Source organism: Mesorhizobium sp. DCY119 (assembly GCF_003590645.1).
GTDB lineage: Bacteria > Pseudomonadota > Alphaproteobacteria > Rhizobiales > Rhizobiaceae > Mesorhizobium_M.
Map to the genome: position 1 here is coordinate 2,949,633 of NZ_CP031834.1, position 13,126 is coordinate 2,962,758.

At 61.4% G+C, this 13,126-nt stretch carries 10 protein-coding genes; 4 read left to right on the forward strand and 6 right to left on the reverse strand.

Annotation, left to right across the window (positions count from 1 at the left end; translation table 11 throughout):
- Window positions 1–167: 167 nt before the first annotated feature.
- The gene (gene kdsA, locus DZG07_RS14375) at window positions 168–1,001 is read right to left on the reverse strand and encodes a 3-deoxy-8-phosphooctulonate synthase (RefSeq protein ID WP_091913716.1); all 834 of its coding nucleotides are present in this window, start codon (window positions 999–1,001) and stop codon (window positions 168–170) included.
- Window positions 998–1,888, reverse strand: coding sequence for a VOC family protein (locus DZG07_RS14380; protein ID WP_119818059.1), 891 nt, complete (start codon window positions 1,886–1,888; stop codon window positions 998–1,000). Before DZG07_RS14380 ends, kdsA begins: the two co-directional genes overlap by 4 nt.
- A gap of 1,407 nt (window positions 1,889–3,295) precedes the next feature.
- On the opposite strand from DZG07_RS14380, the gene DZG07_RS14385 reads away from it, so the two are divergent.
- Complete coding sequence (locus DZG07_RS14385; protein WP_119818062.1) at window positions 3,296–4,753, forward strand: NCS1 family nucleobase:cation symporter-1; 1,458 nt, start codon at window positions 3,296–3,298, stop codon at window positions 4,751–4,753.
- 155 nt (window positions 4,754–4,908) lie between these two features.
- Here DZG07_RS14385 and DZG07_RS14390 read toward each other — a convergent pair whose 3' ends face one another.
- From DZG07_RS14390 to tpiA, 4 genes are all read right to left on the reverse strand, one after another.
- Window positions 4,909–6,546 (reverse strand): CTP synthase, encoded by a 1,638-nt coding sequence (locus DZG07_RS14390; protein WP_091916843.1) that lies wholly within the window; start codon window positions 6,544–6,546, stop codon window positions 4,909–4,911.
- Between the two features lie 139 nt (window positions 6,547–6,685).
- Window positions 6,686–7,615, reverse strand: a complete 930-nt coding sequence (locus DZG07_RS14395; protein WP_091916879.1) for a L,D-transpeptidase — start codon at window positions 7,613–7,615, stop codon at window positions 6,686–6,688.
- 276 nt (window positions 7,616–7,891) lie between these two features.
- Window positions 7,892–8,350, reverse strand: coding sequence for a preprotein translocase subunit SecG (gene secG, locus DZG07_RS14400; RefSeq protein ID WP_119818065.1), 459 nt, complete (start codon window positions 8,348–8,350; stop codon window positions 7,892–7,894).
- Window positions 8,351–8,491: 141 nt separating this feature from the next.
- Window positions 8,492–9,256 carry a triose-phosphate isomerase gene (tpiA, locus tag DZG07_RS14405; RefSeq protein WP_119821737.1) on the reverse strand — a complete coding sequence of 255 codons (765 nt, stop codon included), beginning with the start codon at window positions 9,254–9,256 and terminating at the stop codon, window positions 8,492–8,494.
- Window positions 9,257–9,402: 146 nt separating this feature from the next.
- Between tpiA and DZG07_RS14410 the strand changes: the two genes are divergently transcribed.
- From DZG07_RS14410 to trpC, 3 genes are read left to right on the forward strand one after another with little or no spacing between them, the layout of a single operon-like run.
- On the forward strand, window positions 9,403–11,292 hold the full coding sequence (locus DZG07_RS14410) for a peptidylprolyl isomerase (RefSeq protein WP_119818068.1): 1,890 nt from the start codon (window positions 9,403–9,405) through the stop codon (window positions 11,290–11,292).
- Between the two features lie 2 nt (window positions 11,293–11,294).
- The gene (trpD, locus tag DZG07_RS14415; protein ID WP_119818071.1) at window positions 11,295–12,305 is read left to right on the forward strand and encodes an anthranilate phosphoribosyltransferase; all 1,011 of its coding nucleotides are present in this window, start codon (window positions 11,295–11,297) and stop codon (window positions 12,303–12,305) included.
- Between the two features lie 4 nt (window positions 12,306–12,309).
- On the forward strand, window positions 12,310–13,125 hold the full coding sequence (gene trpC, locus DZG07_RS14420) for an indole-3-glycerol phosphate synthase TrpC (RefSeq protein WP_119818074.1): 816 nt from the start codon (window positions 12,310–12,312) through the stop codon (window positions 13,123–13,125).
- The last annotated feature ends 1 nt before the right edge of the window (window position 13,126 follow it).

Consider the following 13,126-nt stretch of genomic DNA (forward strand, 5'->3'; position numbering starts at 1 on the left):
AAGGCAATCAGAAGGCTGGCGCATAGAGACTGTTTGATAATTCGCCCTGCCGAGGCATATGGCGTGGTTTTCGAGAGCCGGAGCGGAGCGTACATAAAGTACGTGAGCACCGGAAGCGCAGAAAACTACGTCAGATGACCGGCAGGGTAGAGTTTCCAAACTGTCTCTCAGGCCTTGGCGATGCGGTCGAAAGCCATCAATCTTTCCAACAGTGCCGGCAGGTCCTTGAGCGGTATCATGTTGGGGCCATCCGACGACGTCGAATTGTCCGGGTCCTGATGCGTCTCGATGAACACGCCCGCGACCCCGACGGCAACCGCCGCACGCGCCAGCGTTTCGACGAAGCGGCGCTCGCCGCCCGATGTCGCGCCCTGCCCGCCCGGCTGCTGCACGGAATGGGTGGCATCGAAAATCACCGGCGCTCCGATCTCGGCCATGATCGGCAGCGCGCGCATGTCGGAGACCAGCGTGTTGTAGCCGAAGGAAGCGCCGCGCTCGGTGACCAGCACATTGGCGTTGCCCGAACCGGTGACCTTTGCGACCACGTTCTTCATGTCCCAAGGCGCGAGGAACTGCCCCTTCTTCACATTCACCACCTTGCCCGTATTGGCGGCGGCGATGAGAAGGTCGGTTTGGCGCGACAGGAACGCGGGGATCTGCAGGACATCGACATGCGGGGCGACGATCCGGCACTGCTCTTCAGAATGCACGTCGGTCAGCACCGGCAGGCCGAATTCCTTGCGCAGGTCGTCGAACACCGGCAGCGCCGCGTCGAGCCCTGCCCCGCGCGTCGATGACAGCGAGGTGCGATTGGCCTTGTCGTAGCTCGTCTTGTAGACGAGGCCGATACCGAGTTTCGTCGTCAGTTCCTTGAGCGCGCCGGCCATGTCGAAGGCGTGCTGGCGCGATTCGAGCTGGCACGGCCCTGCGATCAGCGACAGCGGGCTGGCATTGCTGAAAACGGCATTGCCGACGGTGACGGTCGAATTCGGCGCGGTCATGAGAACTCCTCGAAAGCGAAAATGGCGCCCTGCCCTGCGGCTGGCGGTACGATCAGGCGGCTGCCGCGCCTGTGATAATCCACGGCGTCGGCAATGAGAAGCGCTTCCGTCCTGGCCAGGTCTTTGACGCCGAAGACGATCGCGGCAAGCCGCAGGCTGGATGCGGACGGAGCCTCAACCCCGAAAGCTGCCTTGAGGCCGGTAGGATCGGTCAGCGCGATGGTGGCGTTCGGCAATTCGAACTGAATGGTTTCACCGCTGGCGATACCGGCTTCAGTTCCGGCCACGACGTTGAAAAAGCCGCTATGAGCTTCTGGATCGGCGCTGGCCGCCATGACGCCGACAATGCGTCTTGCACCATTGGCATGGGCCTGCAACGCCGAGCGGTCAACCTTGGGAGCATTCACCCGCTCGCAGGTGAAGAAAAAAGCATCCGGCATGTCTGCTTCGGCGGCAAAGGCGAGCCGGAACGAAGCCGTGTCCGCCTTGCCGGAGGCATCAACGAAAGGTCGCGAGAAATCGAGCCGCGGGCCGGCCGAAACGGCGGCACGAACAAAAACCGCGTGGTCCGCATCGGCATCTTCCGTGCCGAACACCAGCGCCGAAAAGCCCTCGCCGCCGTTGCGCTCGCGAAACAGGCGGTCACGTGCGACGAAGACATTTTGCGCTGCGATCGCTTCATCGACCTTGCCGGCATCGCCGATCGCCAGCGGCTCCAGAAACGTGCCGTCCGAAAAATAGACGCAGGCGTTTTCGGTGCCGAAAGGATGGATGCCGACCGGCGCAACCGTGAAGCCAAGCGCAGCGAGCCGCGCGCGCGCGACGCCGAGATCGGCTGTCGGCAGGACGAGATGGTCAAGCGAACGCGCTTTTGCGGAAATGCTCATCGCGCCGCCATGTGCCCGAAAACGGACTGCGGTTCAAGCTTTGGGTTTATTTTGCGTCTTTGTCTTGCTGCGTCGATCCTCGTGTCTTCCAGCGTCGATCCTCGGCGCTTGGCGAAGGCAGCCTTGACGTCGTCATCCCGGAAAACGCAGCGAAGGTTATCCGGGACCCATTCCGAGCATCGTCATGCACGGCCCTGTCCTGATGTTGGCGCGCGTTCAGTACCGTTGAAGCTCTTCTCCGTTCCGGCATGGATCCCGGGTCTCCGCTTCGCTCCGCCCGGGATGACGAAGAGAGGGGGTGTCGCAGCCAATCGCAAACGTTGTTGCTGGCCAAAGACGCAACTGCCGCGAGCCAGCATTGACGATTAGCGAAGGCTAAACATGCAGTTCGTCATCCCGGGCGCAGCATGAGCGAAGCGCATGCGGAGACCCGGGATCCATGCCGGAACATCAATGAAGTTCACTACGGTGCAGAACTGCCGAAGCTGAAGCTCGCGAATTGGGGGAAAGATTCACCGCAAATTTCCAACCAACCCATTGATTCCATTCACCCCACACATTTTTTAACACCCAATCTTTCCCCACCCCAAACGACGCCCGCATAATCCGGTCATCGCTCTTGCGGGACCGGGTTCTGGAACCGGGATCGGGGAGAGCGGCGGTGACCTCCCGCCCTGGTGTGGTAGCCAGGAACCCGAGGGCCCGACACAGGCCGGCGTCCTGCGGCCGCATGCCCTGGCTGGAAGCTTCAGGCGAAAACCTGCGGCGGAAGGACCAAGGGTAGATCGCGCAGGATGCGGAGAACCCGCGGCGTCTTGTCCATGGAATGTACATGGAGCGGGCGTTGTGACCGGCCAACTTCGGGACAGACACCGAGCGGGGCGCGGAAGCTGCGCCACGTACTAAACACTAGGAAGGCACGGCCAAGCGCCCCGCTTCCCGATCTTTGACAATGGCCAGACGGTGAAAACCGGGCGTGGCGATGAACAGGTGCGTCCTTCGAGGCTCGCTACCGCTCGCACCTCAGGATGAGGGAGGGTGGCGATGAAGTGCGCCAGAGCTCACCTCCCCCTTGAGGGGAGGTCGCGGACTGAGCGAAGCGAAGGAAGCGGGTGGGGTCATTGCGGCAGCACTCGGCACCAAGAAACGTCGAGCACTGCCGCAGCGACCCCACCCGGCGGCTTCGCCGCCACCCTCCCCTCAAGGGGGAGGGAGACGCCGGGCGTACCGACTCAGCAAGTATTCCAAAGGCCAAATTCATGACTGCCGAAGACAACAATCATCGTTCACGTTGAATGTCTTTCTTCCAAAAGCCGGCAAATGACTGATTGCCGCTTCCCCAACGGAAGGCCTAACCTGTCCAGTTAACGTCCGGGGGGCGGGCGTTAACGAGAGGGGAATTTCAACATGACCATCAAAGGCGCATCGCCCGATTTATACAATGAGGATCTTGCCCCGGCAAAGGTTCGAAACTGGGGACCGTTTTCGATCTTCAACGTCTGGACTTCCGACGTTCACAGCCTGTGGGGCTATTATCTCGCCGCAAGCCTGTTCCTGTTCTGCGGCGGCTTCGTCAACTTCATCATCGCCATCGGCATCGGTTCTCTGATCATCTATGTGCTGATGAACCTGATCGGCTATGCCGGCGTGAAGACTGGCGTGCCCTACCCCGTGCTGGCGCGCGCCTCCTTCGGCATATGGGGCGCCAACGTCCCGGCAATCGTGCGGGCTATCGTCGCCTGCTTCTGGTACGGCGCACAGACGGCTGCCGCTTCCGGCGCCATCGTGGCGCTATTGATCCGCAACGAAGGCATGCTTTCCTTCCACCAGAACAGCCACATGCTCGGCCATTCGACGCTGGAAGTGATCTGCTTCGTCATCATATGGGCGCTGCAACTGCTGATCATCCAGCGTGGCATGGAGACGGTGCGCCGCTTCCAGGATTGGGCCGGACCCGCGGTGTGGGTCATGATGCTGATCCTCGCCATCTATCTGTGCGTGAAGGCCGGCACCTTCGCCATCACCAGCGATATCCCGATGGATGTGCTTCTGGAAAAGACCAAGGATGCGGGCGTGCCCGGCGTTCCGGGCTCGTGGACCTCGCTGTTTGCGGTCGCCGCGATCTGGGTGACCTATTTCTCGGCGCTCTATCTCAACTTCTGCGATTTCGCCCGCTATTCGCCGGATAAGGCCTCGCTGCGCAAGGGCAATATCTGGGGCCTGCCGATCAACCTCATTCTGTTCTCGCTGGTTGCCGGCGTTACCACCATCGCCGCCTATGACGTCTACGGCGAGGTGCTGCTGCATCCCGACCAGATCTCGGCCAAGTTCGACAGCTGGTTCCTGGCGGCACTTGCAGCGCTGACTTTTGCGGTAGCGACCCTCGGCATCAACGTGGTGGCAAACTTCGTCTCGCCGGCCTTCGATTTCTCGAACGTCTTCCCGCGTCAGATCGACTTCAAGAAGGGCGGCTATATCGCAGCACTTATCGCGCTGGTGCTCTACCCCTTCGCACCGTGGGAGGGCAATGCGGCGACCTTCGTCAACATCATCGGCGCGACGATGGGGCCGATCTTCGGCGTGATGATGGTCGACTACTACCTGATCCGTAAAAGCGAAGTCGACGTGGAGGCGCTCTACCGCGAGAATGGCGAATTCCGCTTCCAGAGCGGCTGGCACGTCAACGCCTTTATCGCGGCCGGTATCGGAGCACAGTTCTCGTCGATCCTGCCGAATTTCACCAACTGGCTGCCGTCATGGTGGGGCGTCTATGGCTGGTTCTTCGGCGTCGCGATCGCCGGCGCGATCTACTACGTGCTGCGCTCAGCCGCAGTCAGCGCCGGCGCGAAGACGGCGAAGGCTTGAGCCACGTTCCACCTTCTCCCCTTGTGGGAGAAGGTGCCTGAACGAAGTGAAGGCGGATGAGGGGTGTTGGACGGAGCGCCAAGCTGGAACACCCCTCATCCGACTCGCAAGGGGTGTGCCACCTTCTCCCACAAGGGGAGAAGGAAGAGCTGCAGTTAGACCAACCGCGACTGCTCCACCGCCGCTTCGATGAAGCTGGCAAACAGCGGATGCGGTTCCAGAGGGCGGCTCTTCAGTTCGGGATGGTACTGGACGCCGATGAACCAGGGATGGTCGGGATATTCGACCGTCTCGGGCAGCACGCCGTCCGGCGACATGCCGGCGAACACGAGGCCGCAATCCTCGAGCCGCTCCTTGTAGTCGACATTGACTTCGTAGCGGTGACGATGACGCTCCGAAATGTCGGTGCTGCCGTAAATCTCGGCGATCTTGGACCCCTCGCCGAGTTTTGCCTCATAGGCACCGAGCCGCATCGTGCCGCCGAGATCGCCGGTTTCGCGGCGCTTTTCCAGCATGTTGCCGCGCAGCCATTCGGTCATCAGGCCGACCACCGGTTCATCGGTCGGACCAAACTCGGTGGAGGAAGCATGTTCAACACCGGCCAGCGAGCGCGCCGCCTCAATGCAGGCCATTTGCATGCCGAAGCATATGCCGAAATAAGGCACCTTGCGTTCGCGGGCGAACTTGGCTGCAAGGATCTTGCCTTCGGACCCACGCTCGCCGAAACCGCCCGGCACCAGGATGCCGTGGACCTTTTCGAGCCAGGGCGACGGGTCTTCCTTTTCGAAGATTTCCGATTCGATCCAGTCGAGTTTTACGCGAACGTTGTTTGCGAGGCCGCCATGAGACAGCGCCTCGATCAGCGATTTATAAGCGTCCTTGAGGCCGGTGTATTTGCCAACGATGGCGATGGTGACCTCGCCTTCGGGATTGTGAATAAGATTCGACACGTTTTCCCACGGGTCGAGGCGCGGCTTCGGCGCCGGGTCGATGCCGAAAGCGGCAAGCACTTCCGAATCGAGGCCTTCCTTGTGATAGGCCAGCGGCACATCATAGATATGGCCGACATCGAGCGCCTGGATGACTGCCGATTCGCGGACATTGCAGAACAGCGACAGCTTTCTGCGCTCTTCCTTGGGAATAGCCCGATCGGCGCGCACCAGCAGGATGTCGGGCGCGATGCCGATGGAGCGCAACTCCTTGACCGAATGCTGCGTCGGCTTGGTCTTCAGCTCGCCGGCAGTCGGGATGTAGGGCATCAGCGTCAGGTGGACGTAGACCGCGTTGTTGCGCGGAAGGTCGTTGCCAAGCTGACGAATGGCTTCCAGGAACGGCATCGCCTCGATATCGCCGACCGTGCCGCCGATTTCGCACAGCACGAAGTCGTAGTCCTCATTGCCGCCGAGGATGAAATTCTTGATCTCGTCGGTGACGTGGGGAATGACCTGCACGGTCGCGCCGAGATAGTCGCCGCGGCGTTCGCGTTCGATGATGTTCTTGTATATGCGACCTGTCGTGATGTTGTCGCTCTGGTTGGCCGAGCGGCCGGTGAAGCGCTCGTAATGGCCGAGATCGAGATCAGTCTCGGCGCCATCGTCGGTCACGAAGACTTCGCCGTGTTGATAAGGCGACATCGTGCCGGGGTCGACATTCAGGTAAGGGTCGAGTTTTCGAATGCGCACGCGATAACCGCGTGCTTGCAAGAGAGCCCCAAGGGCCGCTGCAGCAATGCCTTTTCCGAGCGAGGAAACCACGCCGCCTGTGATGAATACATATCGCGCCATGGGAGTCATCGCTTAACGCTACAGGATTGATTCCGCCAGTGGAAAATCAGCGTAGCGTGCTTTTTCCCGGCAAGGTTTATTGCGGCGAACAAACGCCCAAACAAAAAGGGCCGGCTGGGCCGGCCCTTTTTGCCGTAAAATCAAAATTTTACAGGACGACTACGTCCGTACCCATCTTGACCCGACGATAGAGGTCCATGACGTGGTCGTTGACCATACGGAAGCAGCCGTTCGACGAATTGGTGCCGATGGTCTGCGGCTGGTTGGTGCCGTGGATGCGGATATGGGTGTCGGTCTTGCCCTGGTAGAGATAGATCGCACGAGCGCCGAGCGGGTTTTCGGGGCCGCCGGGCATGCCATCCTTGTACTGGCCGTACTTCTTCGGCTCGCGCTTCTGCATGTCGAGCGTCGGAATCCAGCGCGGCCATTCCTGCTTGTCGCCGACCTTGGCCGAACCCTTGAACTCCAAGCCTTCGCGGCCAACCGCGATCGCATAGCGGCGGGCGGTGGAGGACGATTCCATGAGATAGAGATAGCGGGCGCGGGTATCGATGACGATGGTGCCGCGCGGATAGCCGGAGAACTCAACCGACTGCGGCTCGAAGTCCGACTTCACCTTGAACTTCTTATTGGCCTGCTTCTGCTCCAGCACGGCGTCGAGCGCGCGGGTCTGCGGCAGCATGTTCGGGGAAGACGGGTCACCGCCGAAGAGTACCGAGAGGAACCCGCCCTGCGGACGATCCTGTGCTTCGCTGCGCAATTCGCCGTTGTTGCCGGTCATCGCGATCGCAGAGGGATCAGCGAGCGGCACGGCAGCCACGGTTTGAACTTTCGCTTTGGCTCGCGCCTGCTTTTCGTCGGCCTTGGCCTTCGCTTTGGCGATTGCCTTCTGCTGAGCTGCCTTTTCCTTGGCGGTCAGCTTCTTTTTTTCAACCTTTTCTTCCTTGGCGTCAGCCTCGGTGGCCTTGCTCTTGAGCGGGAAAAGGTAGGTCTTGGCCGGAGTGGTTTCGGCATAGGCCGGAGCGGACACGCCAATGGCGGCGCAGAGGCCCAGGAGAATAAGGCTGCGAATAAGCATGATTGCGATCCCGAAATAAATGCACGTCGGCACCGCATGGTTTATGCGATGCGAATGCCGACATTGCCGCTGCGGGATTTATAAGCAATTAACGCTGAAAATCACAAGGAGGGCTTGCTTCACGAAGCCGCGATTCTTAGCCGAAGAATCACCATTTGCGGCAGGTGTGTTCAAACAACAACAGGTTGCAGCCCGAAACGCGAAAAGCCCCTACTCCTAATGACTTAGCCCCACCTGCAAGGGCGGGGCTAAATCGCGAAGGGGATTATAAGGAGATTACTGGTTCGGAACCTGGGGCGTTGCCGGCTGAGCCGGTGCAGTCGCCGGCGGCGTGGCCGCATCGCTGCCCGACGGAGGCGTGGTCGTCGGAGCGGGCGTCGTGGCAGGCGGAGTGCTCGGAGCACTACCAAGCTGGTCGAGGACGCCACCACCGCTGCCGGTGCCGCCCGTACCGCCATTGTTGTTCGTGCCGCCCTGCGTCGTCGGCACGCGGTCGAGAATGTCGATCGGGCGCTCGCCGTAACGGGCGATGATGGAAAGGATCAGCGACGTAGCGAAGAATGCCGCAGCCAGAATGGCGGTGGCGCGCGTCAGCGCGTTGGCAGCGCCGCGTGCGGTCATGAAGCCCGAGCCACCGCCGATGCCAAGGCCACCGCCCTCGGAGCGCTGCAGAAGCACGACGCCGACAAGCGCGAGAACGACCATGAGATGGATGACGATGATTACGGTTTCCATGGATTTCCTGGCAAAATCTGGTTCGAGCGCCAAACGGCCCGTTATTTGGAGCGGGTCAATACAATGCTTTTGCAGCATTTCCAAGCCCGCGCCCGAATATGGGGCGCGAAGCAGGGTTTACAACGCATTTTTCAGTGAAAGTCACATCGCCTGGTAGGCTTCGGCTATGCCGAGGAAATCGGCAGCCTTCAGGCTGGCTCCGCCGACCAATGCGCCGTCGACATTGTCGATGGCGAGCAATTCGACCGCATTCGACGGCTTCACCGACCCGCCGTAAAGTATGCGCATCTTTCCGGCACCGGCGCCCAGCCTTTCAAGCAGGCGAGAGCGGATATGGGCATGCGCCTCTGCAATATCGGCCACAGTCGGCGTCAAGCCGGTGCCGATCGCCCAGACAGGCTCGTATGCGATCACTGCGTTGGCCGGCGTTGCGCTGGCGGGAACCGAGCCTTCGATCTGACGCGACAATATGTCGAGCGTCGCGCCGCTTTCACGTTCTGCCCGCGTTTCGCCGATGCAGATGACGGCGACGAGCCCTGCCCGCCATGCTGCCTCCGCCTTGGCCCGGACGGCCGCGTCATCTTCGCCGTGGTCGGTACGCCGTTCGGAATGGCCTACAATGACGTGGCTGGCGCCAGCATCCCTGAGCATTTCAGCCGAAACGTCGCCTGTATGGGCGCCGCTTTCCTTGGCATGGCAATCCTCGCCGCCGATGCGCACCGGTGTGCTGGCCGCGATTTCCGCGGCACGGAAAACAAGCGTGGCAGGCACGCAGACCAACGCTTCGGTGTCGGCATCGAGCCCGTGCATGAAACCATGGGTGATGGCACGAAGTTCGTTCAGTGAGGCGCTGGTTCCGTTCATCTTCCAGTTGCCTGCGACCAGCGGGCGAATTCCTGGTGTCATTGTTCTTCCCATCTTTATTGTAAGGGCGACCCGCGCCCTCCCTACCAAAATCAGGCCACAAAGCAATCGACAGTGAGGCGGAAGGACGCTATTGCCCTTCGTTCAAACACCAAACATGCCAAAATACGCCAAGACCGGAACCGATCATGCTCAATAGCTTGCGAAATGCCGCTGGAACCTGGGTTGCGAAGCTTTTGCTTCTCATGTTGGTCGTGAGCTTTGCCGTTTGGGGCATTTCCGGGGAAATGATGAGTGGCGGTGGCGGCAACAAGGTGCTGACTGCCGGCGGCACATCGGTCTCCGTCAACGAGTACCGTCTTGCCTATGACCGGCAGATCAATGCGCTGTCGCAGCAATTCGGCCAGCGCATCACCCGCGAGCAGGCAACCGCATTCGGCATAGACAACCAGGTTCTGGCGCAGCTTGTTGCCGGCGCCGTGCTGGACGAACAGGCCCGCAAGATGGGCCTCGGCCTGTCCAAGGATCGGCTCGCAGCCCTGACTGCTGAGGATACGGCCTTCCAGGGACCGGACGGCCGCTTCAACCGCCAGCAGTTCGACTATGTGCTGCGCCAGGTCGGCATGCGGCCGGACGACTATTTCGCTTCGCGGGGCCAGGTGGCGATCCGCCAGCAGATCGTCGAGGCGGTGTCCGACGGCATGAAGGCGCCGGATACGTTCCTGCGCGCCTATGCGCTCTACCAAGGCGAAGATCGCACGGTCGACTATCTGTCGTTGCCCAAGTCACTGGTCGAGCCGATCGCCGCTCCGTCGCAGGATGTGCTGGCGAAATGGTTCGAAGAAAACAAGAAGACCTATGCAGCGCCCGAATACCGCAAGTTTTCCTACGTGAAACTCGAACCTGCCGACATTGCCGACGAGGCATCGGTGGGCGACGATCAAATTCGCGAGGATTACGAGAAGAACAAGGCGCGCTACACCACGCCGGAAACCCGGACCATCGAGCAGCTTGTCTTCAAGACGCCTGAGGCGGCGAACGCAGCGCTTGATTCGATCAAGGGCGGTGCGACCTTCGACAAGGTCGTGGTCGCTGAAGGAAAGACGCAGGCCGACACGCTTCTCGGCACTGTCGCCAAGGACCGGATTGCCGACAAGGCCGTCGCGGACGCCGCCTTTGCGCTGGGCGCCAACGAGGTGAGCCCGGTCGTGCAGGGTGCATTCGGCCCTGTGCTTTTGCGCGTCACCGAAATCAAGCCTGCGGTGGAAAAGCCACTCGCCGAGCTGTCGGCTGAAATTCGCAAGAACCTGGCGCTGACCGAGGCCAGCCGCGTCCTGATCCAGACGCATGACGCTTATGAGGATGCTCGTGCCAATGGCGAATCGATGAAGGAAGCCTCCGACAAGCTTAAGCTCAAGGTCGTGACCATCGACGCCATCGATCGTTCAGCCCTGCGTCCGGATGGTTCGATCGTCAACACATTGCCCCAGTCGCGCGAACTGATTCAGGCCGTCTTCCAGGCTGACGCCGGCATCGAAAACCCGCCCGTCACCATCGGCTCGAGCGGCTATGTCTTCTACGAGGTCGAAAGTGTTACCGCCGCCCGCGATCGCACGCTGGACGAGGTGCGCGAAAAAGCAGTTGCCGACTGGACCAAGCAGGAGACGGCGGCACGGCTTGCCGCCAAGGGTGCGGAATTTCAAAAGCGCCTGAAGGACGGCACATCGCTGGATACGCTGGCAAGCGAACTGTCGCAGGAAAAGCAGACCAAGCGCGGGTTGAAGCGCGAAGCTGACGATGCCGATTTCGGCAAGCCGGGCGTCGCCGCAGCCTTTGGCGTCGGCGAAAACGGCGTCGGCGTATTCCCTGCCCCGGCCGGGGATGCACAGATCCTGTTCAGGGTTGCTGAGGTGTTCGAGCCGGCCGGCGCAGGCGCCGATACAGTGCCGGAAGATGCGCGCAAGCAGTTTGCGGCCGGTATGTCGGATGATCTTCTCGACCAGTTGGTGGCGCGGTTGCAGACGCAGTATACCGTCGAGATCAACCGAAACGCTGTCACCCAGGCACTCGCCTTCTGACGATGACCACGCTCAAACCGCATCTCGCCAAGGTCGCCACGGGAGCGGCCCTGACTTTCGAGGAGGCCAAGGAGGCCTTCGACATCATCATGTCGGGCGATGCCACGCCCGGCCAGATCGGCGCTTTCCTGATGGCGTTGCGCGTGCGCGGCGAAACCGTCGAAGAAATCTCCGGCGCGGTCGCAACGATGCGCGAAAAGATGCTGCGGGTCGATGCTCCTGCGGGAGCCATCGACATCGTCGGCACCGGCGGGGACGGCTCGCACAGCGTGAACATTTCCACCGCTTCTGCCTTCGTCATTGCCGGCTGCGGCGTGCCGGTGGCCAAGCACGGCAACCGTGGCCTGTCCTCACAGACGGGCGCGGCCGACGTGCTGATGGCGCTTGGCGTGAAGATCGACCTGACGCCCGAGGCGATCGGCCACTGCATTCATGAAGTCGGCGTCGGCTTCATGTTCGCGCCGGCGCATCACCCCGCGATGCGCCATGTCGGACCGACGCGCGTCGAACTCGGCACCCGCACGATCTTCAACATCCTTGGCCCCCTTTCCAACCCGGCCGGCGTCACCCGCCAGATGGTCGGCGTGTTTGCAGCGGAGTGGGTGGAACCGGTTGCCGAGACGCTGAAAGCACTGGGCGCGGAAAATGCCTGGGTGGTTTATGGCGACGGCTTTGACGAGATCACAGCGACCGGCGAAACCAATGTGGCGGAACTGGCGGACGGCAAGCTGAGGAGCTTTGTGGTGACGCCTGAGCAATTCGGCCTCAAGCGGCATATCAAGGATGATCTGCGCGGTGGCGATGCGGCCTTCAACGCCAAGGCGCTGCGGGATATGCTGTCGGGAGCGCCCGGTGCCTATCGCGACACGGTGCTGATGAATGCAGGTGCCGGCCTGGTCGTTGCCAGCAAGGCCGCAACGCTGGCGGACGGCATTAAAGCTGCAGCGGCAGCGATCGACAGTGGCCACGCGCTCGGTGTTCTCGACGCGCTGGTAAAAGTTTCGAACGGATAGAACGATGGCCGATATTCTAACCAGGATCGAGGCCTACAAGCGCGATGAGATCGCAGCCGCCAAGGCCAGCACACCGCTTGCAGAACTCAAGGCACGCGCCCGCGACGCAGATGCACCGCGCGGCTTTCAGGCTGCCTTGCAGGCCAAGCGCGATGCCGGCGGCTTCGCGCTGATCGCCGAAATCAAGAAGGCAAGCCCGTCCAAGGGCTTGATTCGGCCCGATTTCGACCCGCCGGCGCTGGCACAAGCTTATGAACAAGGCGGCGCGGCCTGCCTTTCAGTGCTGACCGACACGCCGTCGTTCCAAGGCGCCCCGGAATTCCTGACCAAAGCGCGCGCAGCCTGCAAACTACCGGCCCTGCGCAAGGATTTCATGTTCGAACCTTATCAGGTCTATGAAGCACGCGCCTGGGGCGCGGATGCCATTCTGATCATCATGGCCAGCCTGACGGACGACGATGCCAAGGCACTGGAAGATGCGGCCTTCGAACTAGGCATGGACGTTCTGATCGAAGTGCATGACGAGGCTGAGACAGAGCGGGCACTGAAATTGTCCTCGCAACTGGTTGGCATTAACAACCGCAACCTGCGGACCTTCGAGACAAGCCTTGAGACGTCGGAAAGATTGTCATCGCTGGTGCCCGACGACCGCTTGCTGGTCGGCGAAAGCGGGATCTTCACCCACGAGGATTGCCGGCGGCTGGAGCGTTTTGGCATCGGCACATTCCTGGTGGGCGAAAGCCTGATGCGGCAGCAGGACGTGGCAGCGGCAACGCGGGCGCTGCTGACTGGCAAGGCCGCGCAAGCGGTAAACGGCTAGG

Bases quoted from the DNA above. Each gene is read 5' to 3' on its own strand.
- tpiA (WP_119821737.1), bottom strand. From the start codon at position 9,256: ATGACACCAGGAATTCGCCCGCTGGTCGCAGGCAACTGGAAGATGAAC.
- trpD (WP_119818071.1), top strand. From the start codon at position 11,295: ATGACCACGCTCAAACCGCATCTCGCCAAGGTCGCCACGGGAGCGGCC.
- DZG07_RS14385 (WP_119818062.1), top strand. From the start codon at position 3,296: ATGACCATCAAAGGCGCATCGCCCGATTTATACAATGAGGATCTTGCC.
- kdsA (WP_091913716.1), bottom strand. From the start codon at position 1,001: ATGACCGCGCCGAATTCGACCGTCACCGTCGGCAATGCCGTTTTCAGC.
- DZG07_RS14395 (WP_091916879.1), bottom strand. From the start codon at position 7,615: ATGCTTATTCGCAGCCTTATTCTCCTGGGCCTCTGCGCCGCCATTGGC.
- DZG07_RS14390 (WP_091916843.1), bottom strand. From the start codon at position 6,546: ATGACTCCCATGGCGCGATATGTATTCATCACAGGCGGCGTGGTTTCC.
- DZG07_RS14410 (WP_119818068.1), top strand. From the start codon at position 9,403: ATGCTCAATAGCTTGCGAAATGCCGCTGGAACCTGGGTTGCGAAGCTT.
- secG (WP_119818065.1), bottom strand. From the start codon at position 8,350: ATGGAAACCGTAATCATCGTCATCCATCTCATGGTCGTTCTCGCGCTT.
- trpC (WP_119818074.1), top strand. From the start codon at position 12,310: ATGGCCGATATTCTAACCAGGATCGAGGCCTACAAGCGCGATGAGATC.
- DZG07_RS14380 (WP_119818059.1), bottom strand. From the start codon at position 1,888: ATGAGCATTTCCGCAAAAGCGCGTTCGCTTGACCATCTCGTCCTGCCG.